Source organism: Bacillus sp. LBA3-1-1.1 (assembly GCF_040676495.1).
Taxonomy (GTDB): Bacteria; Bacillota; Bacilli; order Bacillales; family Bacillaceae_G; genus Bacillus_A; species Bacillus_A nitratireducens.
This window is the reverse complement of the sequence record NZ_JBEGIB010000008.1, coordinates 13,729-31,178: the sequence shown is the minus strand read 5'-3', so window position 1 is coordinate 31,178 and position 17,450 is coordinate 13,729. Positions and strand designations below refer to the sequence as shown.

At 36.9% G+C, this 17,450-nt stretch carries 15 protein-coding genes and 1 riboswitch; of the genes, 9 read left to right on the top strand and 6 right to left on the bottom strand.

Features of this window, described 5'->3' with window-relative positions; all coding sequences use genetic code 11:
- The first annotated feature begins 43 nt into the window (after positions 1-43).
- Both MRBLBA3_RS08555 and MRBLBA3_RS08550 read left to right on the top strand, forming a co-directional pair.
- The gene (locus MRBLBA3_RS08555) at positions 44-1,306 is read left to right on the top strand and encodes an MDR family MFS transporter (protein ID WP_098323138.1); all 1,263 of its coding nucleotides are present in this window, start codon (positions 44-46) and stop codon (positions 1,304-1,306) included.
- 107 nt (positions 1,307-1,413) lie between these two features.
- The gene (locus MRBLBA3_RS08550; RefSeq protein ID WP_098323139.1) at positions 1,414-2,205 is read left to right on the top strand and encodes a MerR family transcriptional regulator; all 792 of its coding nucleotides are present in this window, start codon (positions 1,414-1,416) and stop codon (positions 2,203-2,205) included.
- Positions 2,206-2,243: 38 nt separating this feature from the next.
- Here the strand turns inward: MRBLBA3_RS08550 and MRBLBA3_RS08545 are convergent, their stop codons facing one another.
- The 3 genes from MRBLBA3_RS08545 to MRBLBA3_RS08535 form a co-directional block, all read right to left on the bottom strand.
- Positions 2,244-2,447, bottom strand: coding sequence for a hypothetical protein (locus tag MRBLBA3_RS08545; protein WP_001066491.1), 204 nt, complete (start codon positions 2,445-2,447; stop codon positions 2,244-2,246).
- A gap of 158 nt (positions 2,448-2,605) precedes the next feature.
- Complete coding sequence (locus tag MRBLBA3_RS08540; RefSeq protein WP_363380827.1) at positions 2,606-3,805, bottom strand: ABC transporter permease; 1,200 nt, start codon at positions 3,803-3,805, stop codon at positions 2,606-2,608.
- 60 nt (positions 3,806-3,865) lie between these two features.
- Positions 3,866-5,290 carry an amino acid permease gene (locus MRBLBA3_RS08535; RefSeq protein ID WP_098323141.1) on the bottom strand — a complete coding sequence of 475 codons (1,425 nt, stop codon included), beginning with the start codon at positions 5,288-5,290 and terminating at the stop codon, positions 3,866-3,868.
- Between the two features lie 146 nt (positions 5,291-5,436).
- Positions 5,437-5,618, bottom strand: a riboswitch (Lysine riboswitch).
- 200 nt (positions 5,619-5,818) lie between these two features.
- Between MRBLBA3_RS08535 and racE the strand changes: the two genes are divergently transcribed.
- The gene (racE, locus tag MRBLBA3_RS08530) at positions 5,819-6,646 is read left to right on the top strand and encodes a glutamate racemase (RefSeq protein WP_098883384.1); all 828 of its coding nucleotides are present in this window, start codon (positions 5,819-5,821) and stop codon (positions 6,644-6,646) included.
- Positions 6,647-6,697: 51 nt separating this feature from the next.
- Here racE and gapN read toward each other — a convergent pair whose 3' ends face one another.
- Positions 6,698-8,137: an NADP-dependent glyceraldehyde-3-phosphate dehydrogenase gene (gene gapN / locus MRBLBA3_RS08525; protein WP_363380823.1), complete on the bottom strand. Its 1,440-nt coding sequence runs from the start codon at positions 8,135-8,137 to the stop codon at positions 6,698-6,700.
- Between the two features lie 595 nt (positions 8,138-8,732).
- On the opposite strand from gapN, the gene MRBLBA3_RS08520 reads away from it, so the two are divergent.
- The 5 genes from MRBLBA3_RS08520 (at position 8,733) to MRBLBA3_RS08500 (ending at position 15,043) form a co-directional block, all read left to right on the top strand.
- A complete protein-coding gene (locus MRBLBA3_RS08520; protein ID WP_000493212.1) occupies positions 8,733-10,493 on the top strand; it encodes an ABC transporter ATP-binding protein in 1,761 nt (586 codons plus the stop codon).
- Positions 10,490-12,490 carry an ABC transporter ATP-binding protein gene (locus MRBLBA3_RS08515; protein WP_000116597.1) on the top strand — a complete coding sequence of 667 codons (2,001 nt, stop codon included), beginning with the start codon at positions 10,490-10,492 and terminating at the stop codon, positions 12,488-12,490. Before MRBLBA3_RS08520 ends, MRBLBA3_RS08515 begins: the two co-directional genes overlap by 4 nt.
- 307 nt (positions 12,491-12,797) lie before the next feature.
- Positions 12,798-13,595: an amino acid ABC transporter substrate-binding protein gene (locus MRBLBA3_RS08510; RefSeq protein ID WP_000732862.1), complete on the top strand. Its 798-nt coding sequence runs from the start codon at positions 12,798-12,800 to the stop codon at positions 13,593-13,595.
- Positions 13,582-14,280 (top strand): amino acid ABC transporter permease, encoded by a 699-nt coding sequence (locus tag MRBLBA3_RS08505; RefSeq protein WP_033658177.1) that lies wholly within the window; start codon positions 13,582-13,584, stop codon positions 14,278-14,280. Before MRBLBA3_RS08510 ends, MRBLBA3_RS08505 begins: the two co-directional genes overlap by 14 nt.
- 28 nt (positions 14,281-14,308) lie before the next feature.
- On the top strand, positions 14,309-15,043 hold the full coding sequence (locus tag MRBLBA3_RS08500) for an amino acid ABC transporter ATP-binding protein (protein WP_000623595.1): 735 nt from the start codon (positions 14,309-14,311) through the stop codon (positions 15,041-15,043).
- 51 nt (positions 15,044-15,094) lie between these two features.
- Here MRBLBA3_RS08500 and sasP read toward each other — a convergent pair whose 3' ends face one another.
- Positions 15,095-15,298, bottom strand: a complete 204-nt coding sequence (gene sasP, locus MRBLBA3_RS08495) for a small acid-soluble spore protein, SasP family (RefSeq protein WP_000013349.1) — start codon at positions 15,296-15,298, stop codon at positions 15,095-15,097.
- Positions 15,299-15,724: 426 nt separating this feature from the next.
- Here sasP and MRBLBA3_RS08490 point away from each other — a divergent pair, with 426 nt between their 5' ends.
- The gene (locus tag MRBLBA3_RS08490; protein ID WP_000510461.1) at positions 15,725-15,970 is read left to right on the top strand and encodes a hypothetical protein; all 246 of its coding nucleotides are present in this window, start codon (positions 15,725-15,727) and stop codon (positions 15,968-15,970) included.
- 16 nt (positions 15,971-15,986) lie between these two features.
- Here MRBLBA3_RS08490 and MRBLBA3_RS08485 read toward each other — a convergent pair whose 3' ends face one another.
- Positions 15,987-17,447: a YheC/YheD family protein gene (locus MRBLBA3_RS08485; RefSeq protein ID WP_000658126.1), complete on the bottom strand. Its 1,461-nt coding sequence runs from the start codon at positions 17,445-17,447 to the stop codon at positions 15,987-15,989.
- Positions 17,448-17,450 lie beyond the last annotated feature (3 nt).

Genomic DNA, 17,450 nt, shown 5'->3' with positions numbered 1-17,450 from the left:
TCTTTTTCAAAGTAAAATAAGTAAGCATAAGGAGGGGGAAACAATGGGGTTTTGGAGTATGCATCGAAATATAAAAATTAGAATTATAACTTCGTTTTTAACACGTACTGTGTCCACAATGATTTTTCCATTTATGGCAATTTACTTCTCAATAAAGTTAGGTAGTGCGATGGCTGGGGCTTTACTACTTATTAATGTAATAGCTTCATTAGTAATTGGCTTATACGGTGGATATGTTGGGGATCGGCTCGGTCGTAAAAAGGTGATGATTATCGGTCAAAGTATACAAGTCATTTCCATTGCTTGTATGGGAGTTGCAAATTCGGATTATGTAGATTCACCGTGGCTAACATTTGTGTTTATGTTAGTGAATAGTTTAGGGTCTGGACTTATGAACCCTGCGACAGAGGCGATGTTAATTGATGTGAGTACACCTGAAAATCGAAAAGTGATGTACAGCATTAACTATTGGGTTATTAATTTATCAATGGCAATTGGAGCAATATTTGGCGGATTACTATTTGAGAACTATAGATTGCAATTGTTTATCGGATTAACAGTTATTGCCGTTATTACTTTATATGTGATGGCTGTATATATGGAAGAAGTGTATGTAGCGAGAAAAGCAGTAGAGAAGAAAAATGTATTAAAAGATATGGCGGATAGTTATAAAGTCGTGATGAAAGATAGAGCGTTTTTAATTTTTTGCGCAGCAAGTATATGTACATTATCTTTAGAGTTTCAAATTAATAATTATTTAGGGGTACGTTTGCAGAAGGAATTTGAAACGGTGCACTTTTTATTCGGGAATGGTTTTACGTTTGATTTAACAGGTATTCGAATGCTGAGCTGGATATCAGCAGAGAATACAATTTTAGTTGTGTTATGTTCAGCGCTTCTTATTAAAATGCTGAAAAGCTTCAACGATTTGAAAATTTTATATGTAGGCTTATTCATTTATACAATTGGATTTACAATACTCGGAACGAGCAATAGTTTATGGATTTTATTAATTGCAGGGCTTTTCCAAACTGTAGGAGAGATGATGTATGTGCCGGTTCGTCAATCCATAATGGCAGATATGGTGCCAGATGAGGCACGAGGTTCTTATATGGCGATTAACGGAATGGTTTTTCAAGTGGCGAAAATGAATGGTGCATTAGGTGTTATGCTAGGTTCGTTTATTGCATCTTGGGGCATGAGTGCTCTTTATTTTATCGTTGGTATGAGCAGTATTTTATTATTTATGAAGGCGATTGGGAAAGAGAAGTATGAGGATGAGAGAGAGGTTTCTCAGATTGGGTAAATAATATAGATGTATTAAATAATGAATTCTTCTTGCACCTACAGTTACGTGAGGTAGTATGATGAAAGCGTAGAAGGACGATAACACCATTTAGGGAGCAATATAAGATGAACAAAAAACAGTATTATTCTATTGGCGAGTTCTCAGAAAAGACAGGAGTATCCATTAGAACATTACACTACTATGATGAAATTGGATTACTAAAGCCTGTAAAAAATCCTAGTTCTGGCCATCGTTTATATACGAATAAAGATGAACTTATTTTACAACAAATCGTAAGTTTTAAATTTCTAGGTTATAGTTTAGAGGAAATAAGTGAAATAATTAATAGTCCTATTTTTAACGTAGACTTATATGAAAGTTTAAAAATACAAAAAAAGGCCTTCGAAGATAAGAGAGAACACATTGAGACAGTTCTTAAGGCTATTAATCGTACATTAAATTTATTAGAGGAAAAAGAGGAAATAGATAGCGGATTTCTCATGCACTTAATTAGAAGTATAGAATGGGAGAGGGATAACCGTAAATGGTTTGAGCAGCATACTTCGGATGAAGTAGTTAAAGTTTTATTTGATCACTCAAAAGAAGTGTTAGTAAAAGGGGATAAAGATTTTATTCGCTATACGAAAGGTGTAAAAGAATTAGTGGGAAGACCAGTGGATGATCCCGAAGTACAACAGTTAATGGGCTGGTGGATGACGATAGCCAATGAGGCAATTTGTTCTACATTTTCACTTATGAATGAAGAGATGGTTAATGAGCTGGAAGGACTAGGTGGAGAGGAAGAGGGAGAAATCCCACCATCTCCATTTACAGAGAAGGAAGAAGAATGGCTAAACCGCGTGATGGAATATTATTTTGAGTATGGTGCTGGTGCTACTCATGAAGAAGAAAAATAAAGGGAGAAATCAAATAGTTTCTCCTCTTATTTCTAAAGTTAAAAAGGATCAACTTCAGCTAAATTTGGATTGGCGTTAGGGTTTGTTAATAAGGTTTTTAGCTCACCTACTTCTGAGAGAGCGACGAGGATATAACCACTAATAAGGACGATGAGTCCGATGACACGTAATGTTTGCAGTGTAATATCACGGCTATTGTTTTCGGAGTTATCTTGGGGCGTTGAAGGTGGAGTATTATTCATAATAGGGCTCCCATCTATTTATTTTATATGTGCGAAATCATTATTTAACTTATGGATAGGAATTATATAGTCATTTTCACTATATGAGAACTGCCTATGAAAAGTGATTAGAAATTTTGGGACGAAAAAAGAGGCTGTGATGTGCAGCCTCTTTTTCGTTAAAATGAAGAAATTCGTTTCTTCGTTTTTGGTACAATAATAAATTTGATCCAAAGTACTCCGATTACCATAATAATCAAAGCATGTAGTAATTGTCCTGTGGCAATGAGTATAATACTTGAAAATACAATGAGTTGAATGCTTAGCAATATAAAGATTAAGCGGAGAAATTGATTCATTCGTTTTTCAGTATCAATTGGATATAATGCTACAATAATATTTCCCGAAAAATATTTCCACAGAGAACGAAGCTGCATAGAAATCATATATAGGACGATATAAGCGATAGCGCCTTTTACATATATATTCGGAATAAAATATAGAGCGAAAGCACCGATCAACCCTAAGCGAATATATATACCGAAATAATCATTACCGCGTAAAAATGCTAGTGTATGTAAATAGAAGAAAGTTGCTCGTTTTTTATGTAATAAAGGTTCAATCCAATTTGTAAGCCATTTTCTTTTATTTACTTGCTTATTCAGTTGCGGAACATCGGTGAAAATGCTAGCAAATTGATAGAAACGAACGTCCATTTTTTCTTCTTGTTCGATTATGTAATCCCACGGTATTCGTTTTGTAGGTTGTTTCTTCGTGTATAGAAGCAGGAAAACAAGAAGTAAGAGTAGTCCGCCTAATACGATCACATTTGCAGTATAAAACAGCATGTAAATGATCAGGGCGTTACAAGCAATGCGAATGATAAACCATATGCTTTTTTCATAACTATCACGCCACATCCAGTGTATGTATATGTTCCACGCTTTCGTAATCATTAAAACGATAAAGATTGTACATAAGAACGGTACAGTTAATTGTAATGATTGCATGGCAAGCGGTACGAGAATAAGGAACGTAAATAATAAAGGGAAAAGCTGAATGATGTAATTATATAGAAGAGATTTTTTAAAATAAGATGTTAATTTCTCTTCTAATGCAAGTAAATAGACAGCATCCGGTTTTTGAATAAATGTGCGAATGGGACATCTCATTATAATAAATGTAAGAACGGTCGTTATGAGTATTAAAGATATTCCTTTAGAAGGAGAAGTTTTTAGAAACTGAGCATAATAATATGCACCAACGCATGAAATAAAGATGAAGCTATATAGTAAACCGTTAATCATACGTGCGAAGTATGTAATGATATTTTGAATATGTTGTTGGAAGCGGCTGCTCCATAGTGATTCGATTGACATGTCTTTCACCTCTTTGTTCTATTATATATGTTTTATAAAAGAAAAAACGAGCAAATTGCGTTACGCAACTTGCTCGTTTTTCTTTTCGTTATTTTTTTTCTGATCACGATTCATTAATGGATAGAAAGCAAAGCCAATTGCGAATAAACCGATTCCGAGAAGGAACGTTTTTATATCGGCTGCGCCGGTTTTAATAACCCATAGTGCATAGCAAAGTGCGATAACTGCGACTATACCATCTGTAATTCTTGCCCGCATTTCATTTTTATATGTTTCACCAGTTGCGACTAGTTTTAACTGGAAGATTGGTGAAACGAGATATGGAATGAGGTAGGCCAGTGTTGATACGGTAATAACGAATGTATAAGCTTCCGCAATTGTTCCTGATAATGTTGAGAATAAGAACACTTGCGACATAATGTTTGTTAATCGTAGTGAATGAATTGGACTTCCTTTTTTATTTGTTTTTGCGAAGAAGGAAGGGAAGAAACCTTCTTTTGCAGCTTGATAAGGTACTTCTGAGCTTAATAAAATCCAACCTAATATTGAACCGAATAGGGAAGTAAGAGCAAGTAATGCCATAAGTTTCCCGCCGCCGTGACCCATTGCAGCGTTTAATGCATCTGCTAATGGACGTTCAGAAGCTTGTAATTTATCAACGTGAAGTACACCCATTGTTAAAATTGTAATTCCTAAATAAATTGCAACTGTTATTAATAAACCAGCAACAGTCGCGCGTTTTACCGTTTTGGGAGAAGTAGCTCGGTTTGATAAAAGAACCGCTGATTCAATCCCAATAAATGCCCAAAGCGTTGTAAGGGCCGCTAAATTTACTTGTGAAAGGAGACCGTGTGATACGCCTTCTTTATCGATCATCGGTGTGTACCATTGTCCAAACTTTGAAGCTTCGAACGCAAATAACGTAACGACAATGAATAGAAGGAATCCAGTTACTTTCGTTGTTGTTGCTAAGAAGTTTAGTTTCCCAGCTCCGCTTACACCGTTTGTTAATATTAAATGAGTTCCCCAAAGTAAGACGGAACAAATAGTAAATGTAATTAGCTTTCCAACTTCTATATCGAACGAGCCGATTGAAAATAATAGTCGCGTATCTTTCATAATCGGGAAGAAGAGTGATAAATATCCCGCGAAAGATGTAATGATGGCAACGTTACTTGCCCAGTTTGCAACCCAATATCCCCATACCATACTGAAACCAGCCATTTTCTTTCTTTTTGGTGTTGAGAATAAAGCATATGCATGACTTTGTGGTCCCGTTGTTAAATCAGGACGACGAATTGCTAAATTACCGAAAACAAGAGCTAGCATTAAAACACCAAACCCTGTTGTTAACCAAGCTAAAGTGACACCGAGTGGGCTTGCTGTTTGTGCTAACGTACTTGGCACCATGAAAATACCAGCGCCAACCATGTTACCGACAACGAAAGCTGTTAGTACCCAAAAGCCCCATTTTTTTTGTTGCATAGAAAATACCTCCAAAGTTAGTATAACCAAGTCAAGCGAGGAGATATGTATGTCTTCCTGATAAGGAAGAGAAGGTCCAAACAAAACAAAAAAAGCACGTAATCTGCCGCTACATGCTTTCTATCTTATAAGAAACCCACGACATACCTCTCGATAGCTCTCCACAAACGAAACGTTTGTGACAGTTCTGCACTTATTAAATGCAGACCCAGCAAGCGTGCATGGTGGACACAACTTACTTCGGCAATCATTCCTTTCTCATTCCTTCATCAATGCCACTACATCTCCTGAAACGATACTCTTAATGATTGCAACCTCTACCTCACCGAGATACGAATGAGGATTTAAATATTAAATTAACGTAGTTAAGAGTAACAAATGTATTTTTATACGTCAATGGATATAGTAATAATCAGATTATAGAGAAGAGTTTGTTATTAAAAAGGAGAGGGATTGTTATCTAATATTGAATTTTCATAATATAATAAATGTTATTAACGCAAGAAGATTGAGAAGGGGATGAAGTATATGTCTGCATGTAATAAAAATTCCGTAATAGGTGTACTAGATTCAGGGGTTGGGGGATTAACAGTCGCGAGTGAGATTATGCGTCAATTGCCTAAAGAGAGTATTTACTATATTGGTGATAATGAGCGTTGTCCGTATGGGCCAAGAAGTGTAGAGGAGGTAAAAGCTTTCATATTTGAAATGGTTGAGTTCCTCAAACAGTTTCCATTAAAAGCCCTAGTGGTAGCATGTAATACTGGTGCAGCTGCTGCATTGAATGATTTGCAAGAAGCACTTTCCATTCCGGTTATTGGCGTAATACATCCGGGAGCAAGGGCTGCAATTAAAGTGACAAAGAAAGGGAAAATCGGGGTAATTGGAACTGTAGGTACGATACAGTCTAATATGTACGAAAAAGCATTACACGGGCTTGATACATATTTGGAAGTGCATAGCCATGCTTGCCCGACTTTAGCCACAGTTGTAGAAAATCAATTAGAAGATGAAGCATATGTAACGCAGCAAGTGAAACAAGCTTTACTGCCATTAACGAAAGAAGATATAGATACGTTAATTCTTGGGTGTACGCATTATCCACTTTTAGAGTCCTATATAAAAAAGGAGTTAGGAGAGGCTGTGACGATTATTAGTTCTGCAGAAGAAACGGCGATAGAGTTAAGCACAATTTTACAGCACAAAGGAATTTTGTCTGACAATCTTAATCCGAAGCATCGATTTTTTACAACAGGCTCAGTTTCATCATTTGAACATATTGCGGAGCGATGGCTAGGGTATCGAATTTCTGTAGAATGTGTGAATTTAGCTATGGAAAAACAACTCGTGAACTAAATTGTATAAAAAGAAGCTGATCTAAAACTAGATCAGCTTCTACATATAAGATTAAACTAAGTTTAATACAGTTACTTTTTCACGTGTCATAGACTCAAGGCTCTTACGAATACCTTGTGCGCCCATACCTGAACCTTTTACACCGATGAATGGGAAGTGGTCAGGGCCGCGCTCTGTGCGTCCGTTAATTTGAACAGAACCAGTTTCGATTTTGTTCGCAATTGCAAATGCTTTGTTAATGTCTTTTGTGAAGACACTTGCTTGCAGACCGAACTCTGATTTGTTAGCAATTTCAATTGCTTGTTCATCTGAAGAAACACGGATGATTGGAAGGATTGGGCCGAATGGCTCTTCCCAAGCAACTTTCATTTCTTCTGTTACGTGGTCGATTAATGTTGGGTAAATTAAGTTACGCTCACGTTTGTTACCGATAACGATTGTTGCACCTTTTTCAGCAGCATCATCAACTAAACCTTGAACGAAGTCAGCAGATTTATCGTCGATTAATGGGACGATTGTGCTGTCTTGTTCTGGAGATCCAACTGATAATTTAGCTACTTGCTCTTTTAATAAGCCAACAAGCTCGTCCGCTACGTTTTCGTGTACAAGTACGCGTTTAATAGCTGTACAACGTTGACCAGAGTAAGAGAATGCACCGCTTACGATATGATTTGCAGCATCTTGTAAGTCAGCATCTTCACAAACGATACCAGGGTCTTTCCCACCAAGTTCTAATACAAGTGGAATCATTGCAGCTTTTTTCGCTAAATGTTTACCTGTGTTTGTACCACCTGTGAACGATACCATATCGATGCCTTCGTGTTCTACTAAGTAGTCACCAATTACAGAACCGCGTCCTGTAGCTATGTTTACAAGACCTTTTCGAAGACCAGCTTTATGAAGTGCTTCAACCATTTTAATACCGCTAATTGCACCTTGAGTTGCTGGTTTGAAAATAACAGCGTTACCCATAATTAGTGCTGGTGCAAGTTTTGCAGCAGATAAGTTTACTGGGTAGTTAAATGGTGCGATTGCTAATACAACACCAAGTGGTGCGCGTTGGATAATCGCAAGTTTAGATTTCGTGCCGCCAGGGAAGCTATCGCCCATCATGCTTTCTCCGTGCATATGTAGAGCTTCTTCAATCGTGTAACGAATGAAGTCAGCTGTACGAACAACTTCTTTCTTCGCATCTTTATATCCTTTACCGACTTCTTTCATAATGATATCGGCAATTTCATCTTGCATATTTACGAGCTCATCAGCCCATTTATATAAATATTTTGCGCGATCTTGTAGAGAAGCTTCCGCCCATGATTTTTGAGCTTCTTTTGCAGATGCAATTGCTTCATCTACTTCTCCGCGAGTAATTGCTTGTACTTGTCCAATTACTTCGTGTAAGTATGGAGATGGAATTTCGATTGTTGCTCCTGAAGAGCTTTCTCTCCATTCTCCGTCTAAATAAAATTTGTACGTATTGCTAGTTGTCATGATTAGTCCTCCTAAAATAGCAACTTGTAAGAGTGAGTATAAGGTGATTGTAGGGTGTTTGATAACATTTTTCAAATGAAATGTTTATGAAAACGATTTCTTATTCTTTTTTTATTTTGTATGCCCTTTCTTACAGAAGATTCCCTTATTTCAAAATGATGTAGCGTATATTTTTATTCGGTTTGTAAAAAAAACAATTGACAGAATACTCAATAAAGTTGTAAGATAATAAATGGAAAATAAATGAAGGGGGTGTGCGTAATGATTGTAATCGTAAATGTAATGGGCTTAGCTCTGTTAAATGGCGGAAAACATTCATATCATTACGCAACCCGTGCGGATATATAGGACTTTCTTGTCTTATGAGAAGCGTACGTTGCGTATATCGTAACGTACGCTTTTATGCATTCTATTGCATATCGTCAAGCGGCGGTATGCTTTTTTTTGTTTATTTTCCTTGTTACTATAAAAAATCAGAATTTGGAAGGTGGAAAAATGTGATGAAATTGTATGGCTTACGAAATGTAAATGTGATGGGTTTGGATAGCGGATAAAGAAATGTGAATTAAACGAGAACGAGAAAGGAGAGGTTATATTGTTTTCAGTATTACTAAAGTTAAGCTGGTTTTTTAGGGAGCATTGGAAAAGGTATAGTATCGCAATTGGGGTACTTTTAATTGTAAACGTGATAGAGGTAATTCCTCCGAAAGTATTAGGAATTACAATTGATAACATTAAAACAGGAGCCTTAACGAACGAGGCAATTATGCAATATATTTTTATTTTACTTGGGGTAACGATTGGTGGGTATGTGCTTACTTTCATTTGGCAGCACCAACTATTTGGCGGTGCGTTCGTACTTGAGAAAACGATGCGTTCAAAATTTATGGGGCATTTACTCAAGATGACACCGACGTTTTATCAAAAAAATCGTACTGGCGATTTAATGGCGAGAGCGACGAATGATTTAAAAGCAATCTCCATGACAGCTGGTTTTGGTATATTAACGCTCGTTGATTCTAGTCTATATATGCTTACAATCGTTTGTATGATGGGCTTTTCAATTAGTTGGCAGTTAACATTTGCTGCGCTTATACCGCTTCCGATTATGGCGTTTGCAATGAATAGGTACGGAAAGAAATTGCATGAACGATTTACAGTTGCGCAAGATGCGTTCGGAGATATGAACGATAAAGTACTTGAATCAATTGCCGGTGTACGCGTTATTCGTGCGTATGTACAGGAGGATGCTGATCAAGAAAGGTTTCATCATTTAGGAGATGACGTATACGAGAAAAATATGAGAGTAGCAAGAATCGATGCATTATTCCAACCAACTGTGAAAATGCTCGTTGGTCTTAGTTATTTAATTGGTTTAGTGTACGGTGCATATCTCGTATTCCAATCAAAAGTGACACTAGGTGAGCTCGTTTCTTTTAACGTCTATTTAGGAATGATGATTTGGCCGATGTTTGCAATTGGTGAATTGATTAATGTTATGCAAAGAGGAAATGCGTCGCTCGACCGTGTAAATGAAACGTTAGCTTATGAACCGGATGTAAAGAATCCGAAAAATCCAAAGGTTGTACAAGAGCCAGATTACATTCAATTTGATAACGTTACTTTTTCATATCCTTCATCAAATGAAACGAATTTGAAAAATGTTTCGTTCTCATTAAAACAAGGAGAGACACTTGGAGTTGTTGGGAAAACAGGGAGTGGGAAAACGACGCTCGTACGCCAGCTTCTTCGTCAATATCCACTTGGAGAAGGGGATATTGCAGTTTCTGATGTAAAGCTAGATAAAATTCCGAATGATAACGTACTTGGCTGGATTGGGTATGTACCGCAGGAACACATTTTATTTTCAAAAACAGCGAAGGAAAATATTTTATTTGGAAACAGAGAAGCGACTGAAGAAGAACTTGAAAAAGCGATTGAAATAGCTGCGTTTAAAAAGGATTTAGAGTTTTTACCGGAAGGTTTAGAAACGCTCGTTGGAGAGAAAGGTGTTTCTTTATCAGGTGGACAAAAGCAAAGGATTTCGATTGCGAGAGCTGTTATTCAAAATCCGGAAATTTTAATTTTGGACGATTCTTTATCAGCTGTTGATGCTCGTACGGAAGCAGCGATTATTGAAAATATAAGAACAGAAAGAAGCGGGAAGACGACGATTATAACAACGCATCGTTTGTCAGCAGTGCAGCATGCTGATTGGATTCTCGTTATGGATAACGGTGAGGTTATTGAAGAAGGTTCGCATGAAGCGCTCGTTCGAAATGGGGGCTGGTATGCAGAGCAGTTCGAAAGACAACAAGGTGAAAGTGAAAGTGCGGATAGTGGGGTGAAAATATGAGTGTTTCAAAACGATTGTTTCAATACGCGATGAAAGTAAAAGGGCCGATTTTTGCAGCGATGGCGATGCTATTTGTTTTCGTTATTGCAGAACTAGCGGGTCCTTTCGTCGCAAAAACGATGATCGATGAGCATATCGTTGGAATAGAGAGACCTTGGTATGAAACAGAAAAGAGTGAGGATGCTGTTTCATATAATGGCGCCTTGTATAAGCGAAGTGATCGCTTTGAGGAAGGTGAGAAAAAGGGGAAAGAGGTTCGGGTTATTCAAGTTGGTTTTCAGTACTATTTTGTACCGAATAAAATAACGCTTGAAGGAACTCGTTCTGTTAAGGGTGATGTACTTACAGTACAAAGTGGTAAGGCAGTGCAGGTTTATAAAGCGAAAGCCTTAACGAAAGAGGAAGTATTTGCGTTTTATAAACCAGAAATAAATCGGTTATTACTACTCGGCGGTGGATATTTCGCTTTATTAGTAGTTGTATCATTATTTGCATACGGAAAGCAGTTCTTCTTACAGAAGGCAGCAAACAAAATTATTCAAATTATGAGGGAGGATGTCTTTTCTCATATACAAACGTTACCAATTCGTTATTTCGATCATTTACCAGCAGGGAAAATTGTATCGCGTGTAACGAATGATACAGAAGCGATTCGTGATTTATATGTGACAGTACTTGCAACATTCGTCTCTAGTATCATCTATATCATCGGGATTTTTGCTGCGCTATTTTTACTTGATGTAAAACTGGCGGCGCTATGCTTACTCATCATTCCAATTTTAATTGTTTGGGCGATTATGTATAGAAAGTATGCGTCTGTATACAATCATAAAATGCGTTCTCGTTTATCGGATATTAACGGAACGGTGAATGAATCGATTCAAGGTATGCCAATTATTCAAGCATTTCGCCAAGAACGTGAAACGAAGAAAGAATTTGAAGAACTCAATGGCGATTATTTTAAATATCAAAATAAAATTTTGAATTTAAATGCAGCAACTTCGCATAACTTAGTGTCTGTATTAAGAAATATCGCTTTTACAGGTGTAATTTGGTATTTCGGTGGTGCTTCATTAAGTGCTTCGGGGCTCCTTTCTCTAGGGATACTATATGCTTTCGTCGATTATTTAACGAGATTATTCTCGCCAATTACGAATATGGTGAACCAACTTGCAAACTTAGAGCAGGCGCGCGTTGCATCAGAACGTGTCTTTGAATTGCTAGAGGAAAAGGGAGAGGCAGTAGAGGAAGAGCGTATGCCTCGCTTAAACGGAAATGTGAAATTCGATAATGTTTCGTTTTCTTACAATGGAAAAGATGAAGTGTTAAAAAATATTTCTTTCGAAGCGAAACAAGGAGAGACAGTAGCACTTGTTGGTCATACTGGATCAGGAAAAAGTTCCATTATGAACGTGCTCTTTCAGTTTTATGAATTTCAAAAAGGAAAGCTTACGATTGATGGTCATGATGTAACAGAGATGCCGAAACAAGCAACTCGTGAACATATGGGAATTGTACTGCAAGATCCGTTTCTATTTAGCGGGACAGTGGCATCCAATGTTAGCTTAGAGAATGAAAAAATTTCAAAAGATCGCATCGTAAAGGCGTTACGTGACGTTGGTGCGGAAAGGTTTGCAAACAATATAGATGAAGAAATTACGGAGAAAGGGAGTACACTTTCAACCGGAGAACGACAACTTATATCGTTTGCTAGGGCGCTTGCTTTTGATCCAGCGATTTTAATTTTAGATGAAGCAACTTCTAGTATTGATACAGAGACTGAAGCGATGATTCAACAAGCGCTAGAGGTTGTGAAGAAAGGACGAACGACGTTTATTATTGCTCATCGTCTTTCAACAATTAAGAGCGCTGATCAAATTATTGTGCTTGATAGAGGAACGATTTTAGAAAAAGGTTCTCATGATGAATTAATGAAAAAGCGCGGGCGTTATTACGATATGTACAAAACGCAAATGGAAGGAAACCAGAGCGCTTAATATGTAGAGGGGAGAACTTGCGATTTTCGCAAGTTCTTTTTTGATTGGATTGTCCGCTCAGAAGTTAATACATTTCACCGACTGAAAAACTTATAAATAAGTAAGTATTGTTTTACCTTTTTCTATATAAATGCTATATTAAAAAATGTTACTTATTTTTTGTATGTAGCGTTATTTTTCCATTTTGTTTGATTATGAAGAAAAAGGTTAAACTAAATAAGAACATTTTCATTGAAAAATTGTTCGAAATTGCATACAATCAATATAGTTTTTAAATTCCTATCAGAATACTTGGAGGACTACTATCATGAAAAAATTATTTTCAGTGCTTGCAGTAACTACATTAGCGATCGGGATTGTAGCAGGCTGCGGTAAAGAAGAGAAAAAAGATACAGCTAGTCAAGATGCATTACAAAAGATTAAACAAAGCGGTGAGCTTGTAATTGGTACAGAAGGTACATATCCACCATTTACGTTTCACGATACAAACGATAAATTAACTGGATTTGACGTTGAATTAGCAGAAGAAGTTGCAAAACGTTTAGGTGTAAAACCTGTATTTAAAGAAACGCAATGGGATAGCTTACTTGCAGGAATAGATGCAAAACGTTTCGACATGGTTGCGAACGAAGTTGGTATTCGTGAAGATCGCCAAAAGAAATATGACTTCTCTAGTCCATATATTTCTTCTTCAGCAGCATTAGTTATTGCGAAAGATAAAGATAAACCTGCTACATTTGCTGACGTAAAAGGATTAAAAGCAGCACAATCTTTAACAAGTAACTACGCAGATATTGCTAAGAAAAATGGTGCGGAAATCACAGGTGTAGAAGGATTTAGCCAAGCAGCAGAATTATTAAGTTCTGGCCGCGTTGATTTCACAATCAATGATAAATTATCAGTGTTAAACTATTTAGAAACGAAAAAAGATGCAAAAATTAAAATTGTAGATACAGAAAAAGAAGCGTCACAAAGTGGATTCTTATTCCGTAAAGGTAGCGACAAACTTGTACAAGAAGTAAATAAAGCGTTAGAAGATATGAAAAAAGATGGTACGTACGATAAAATAACGAAAAAATGGTTCGGTGAAAATGTATCTAAGTAGCGCATTGATGTCAGATCGATTGTCTACTTGGATAGATATTATGCAGACTTCCTTCGCGCCTATGCTGAAGGAAGCTGTCTTTACGACAATTCCGTTAACGCTTATTACATTTATTATCGGTATTATACTTGCGACGTTAACAGCGCTCGCACGTATTTCAGGTAGTCGTATTTTACAATGGATTGCTCGTATCTATGTATCTATCATTCGCGGAACGCCACTTCTTGTACAGTTATTTATTATTTTCTATGGTCTTCCAACTCTTAATATTGAAGTTGAGCCATATACAGCAGCAATTGTTGGTTTCTCATTAAATGTTGGTGCATATGCATCTGAAATTATTCGTGCTTCTATCCTTTCTATTCCGAAAGGACAGTGGGAAGCGGCTTACACAATTGGGATGACATATCCGCAAGCATTAAAACGTGTTATTTTACCGCAAGCAACGCGTGTATCTATTCCGCCGCTTTCGAATACATTTATTAGTTTAGTGAAGGATACGTCATTAGCGTCGTTAATTTTAGTAACAGAAATGTTCCGAAAAGCGCAGGAAATTGCGGCAATGAACTATGAGTTTTTAATTGTTTATTTCGAAGCAGGTCTAATTTATTGGGTAATTTGCTTCTTATTATCTATCGTGCAACAAATATTAGAAAAACGTTCAGAACGTTATACTCTAAAATAACCCTTTCATAAAAGGAGTTTTTGTTTTTATGATTTCAATTCAACATTTACAAAAAAGTTTCGGAGATAATACCGTACTAAAGCATATAGATTTATCAGTTGAGAAGGGCGAAGTGGTTGTTATTATCGGGCCATCTGGATCTGGTAAAACGACATTCTTACGTTGCCTCAACGTGTTAGAAACGCCGAATGCTGGTAACATTCGTATCGGCAATAAAGAGCTTAATTTCTCTCAAAAAGTATCGAAGAAAGATATTGTAAATCTTCGTACGCAAACAGGTATGGTATTCCAACACCATAATCTATTTCCTCATTTAACAGCACTTCAAAATGTAATGGAAGGTCTCGTTACAGTGAAAAAGATGGAGAAAGAAGAAGCGAAGAAAAAAGCAAACTATTTCCTTGAAAAAGTTGGCCTTGCGGATAAAGTAGACTTATATCCGTTCCAATTATCAGGCGGACAACAACAGCGCGTTGGAATCGCTCGTGCGCTTGCGATGGAGCCGGAAGTTTTACTATTTGATGAACCAACGTCAGCACTTGATCCTGAGCTAGTTCAAGAAGTTTTAAAGGTTATGAAAGAACTTGCTAAAGAAGGAATGACGATGGTTATTGTAACGCATGAAATGCGCTTTGCTCATCAAATTGCGAACCGTGTTATTTTCATGGATGGCGGTGTCGTTGTCGAACAAGGTACACCGGAAGATGTATTTACAAATCCGACAGAAGAACGAACGAAGAAGTTTTTACAAATGTTGCAATAAATTAAGGAAGGTCTCAAGGCATATGCCTTGAGACCTTTTTGCCATATATATTTATTTTTGGAATCCGCCAAGGCTTTGCTCAGCCATTGCAACTAGACGTTTTGTGATTTCTCCACCAACAGAACCGTTAGCACGAGCCGTAGAATCTGCTCCTAATTGTACACCAAATTCTTGAGCGATTTCGTACTTCATTTGATCGATTGCAGCTGTTGCTCCTGGTACTACTAATTGATTGTAAGAACTTTGGTTTGCCATAGGAATATATCCTCCTTAGAGTTATAAAAGTTTTTTTGGTTGGACTAGCTGGATTTGAACCAGATTATCGCCCCGTTTGGCGCTAATCCATCGGTAATTAAGTTTGTACTCATAGTATGGATGTTACCTAGAAAGATATACAAAATAATAATTTGTAAATTTTGTAAAAAAATCTTCGCTATTTTGTAAATTATGAAATAAGAGTAATCGTTGTATTTTTAAGAAAGAAGGCTAAACTAAGAGCGAAATCATCTGCGTTTAAATTCTATATACAATCAGCTGTGCTTACAGCTTAGTAAAATAAAAATTAAATTGGTATCAACTTCATAGTTCTGTTTGAACCCGGGATGGGGCAGGAAAAGGTACTGACTGACCGCTCCTATGCACGGCTAGAATCTAAAAAGGATAACATATGGAGGAATCACGATGGGAATTTGCCCGCTTTGCAACGCATTAGAATCACAAACATATTCTTGTCAAAATTGCCAAGGTATACTCCAAGATTATGGGAAAACTGTAGATTACATAGACGATTATAGTGCGTATATGGATCAAGAATTATTGCGTGCAGTAGATGGTTTAACACATAGTAATTCACAAGAGTACTGCAATCATGTTTTTTATTGCGGGATGTGTAATGTGGAAACAGAGGTTGTAGTGAAACTTGTGTAAATAGAAAACTTCCACCTTATGAGTGAGGTGGAAGTTTTTGTTTTTTTATTTGTGAGTTAATCATAGGGGACGGGATATTGTCAGTGTTAGGTGCAGGATTTGATTGTATTTGAGATATTTTTTCTTTCGAATCGCGCAAAGAGTGTTCAGTTAAATAGATGGCATATTCATAAAATAATTGGCGCGTAAGCTCGCTTTGTTCTTTTAGCTTTTCATCTTGGAATACAGTTCGCCCCGGTTTAGAATTTGCTTCAAATAACCACGGATTTTCCGCTGTATCTAAACCGATATCGAAACCAATCTCTCCAATGTTCCCGGTTACTTGCCCATCAAGCGCATAACTGATTTGTAAGGCTGTTTGTTTTAGTTTATTTTCAATTTGAACTTGCTTTGTTGAATCAGGAAATAGTTCCTGAAGTAATTTCGTATCACCGCCGCTATTTACATGAGTTGTTAAGCTACCTTTGCCGGCGATTTTTGCGACGATTGCACTGACTACCCAATTACCAAAATGGTTTTTATTTGTATGAATGCGAAAATCGACGGGTTGCCCTTCGAAGCGGAGCAGTGAGATACCTTGTTGTACGATAAACTTTTTTAAATCATGTCCTTTTAACACATGGTTAAGAAGTGCTTCTAATGATTGATACTTTCTTAGTTTATTTTGGTCATTTTCACGATAACGACAATAGTAGCGATTTTCAGTTTGAGAATAGAGTATTTGATGAATGTTTCTTCCGAAGCTACCATGTATCGGCTTCATATAAATGTACTTATACGTACCGAGAAGTCGTTCTACTTGTTCAAAGTGTTGAAATACTTCTGTTTTTGGTAAGAATGGTTTCATTGAATCTTCTTTCATAAGAAGTCGATGCACTTCCCATTTGTTGAAAAAACCGGGATTAAACCATGGAATCGCATAGTCGCTTTCTAATCGTTTTTTTGCTCTTATGATAGGTTTGTAATTTTCTGCTTGGCGATTTGGTAAACGGTCGTAAATGACATTTGGTAAAGGGACTTTGTTTTTTACCCATTTGCTATCTTGAAAGAAGTACCCTTCAATTGTTTCCTCTTCCCAGTTTATATGTTGAAGGCCAAAGACAAAGACAAATGGCTGCAATGTGAATGGTGGTGTTAATAACTCACCGAGAGAGATGGAACGACTCCCTAAAGGAGAATTAGAATCATCGTTAAAGCCAGTTGTGAAAATCCCGATTAATGGGCCGAAAACAATGGTTTGATTGTGTAAGAAGGCATGGATTGTTGCTGAATGCGGTAGTAAAAGATCGGCTGCAATCTGTTCGCCAATAATAATTTCTCGCGTGAATGAATAATGAATTTTAATATTCTCACATGCAATATAACGTAAGCCAAAGGAAAGGGATGTAATTGGCGGTGTAATAGAAAAAACGTAAGGTAAAGTAATACTATTTGGATGCTCATCTGAAATACTTAATGTATATATGTGCTCTTTCAACGG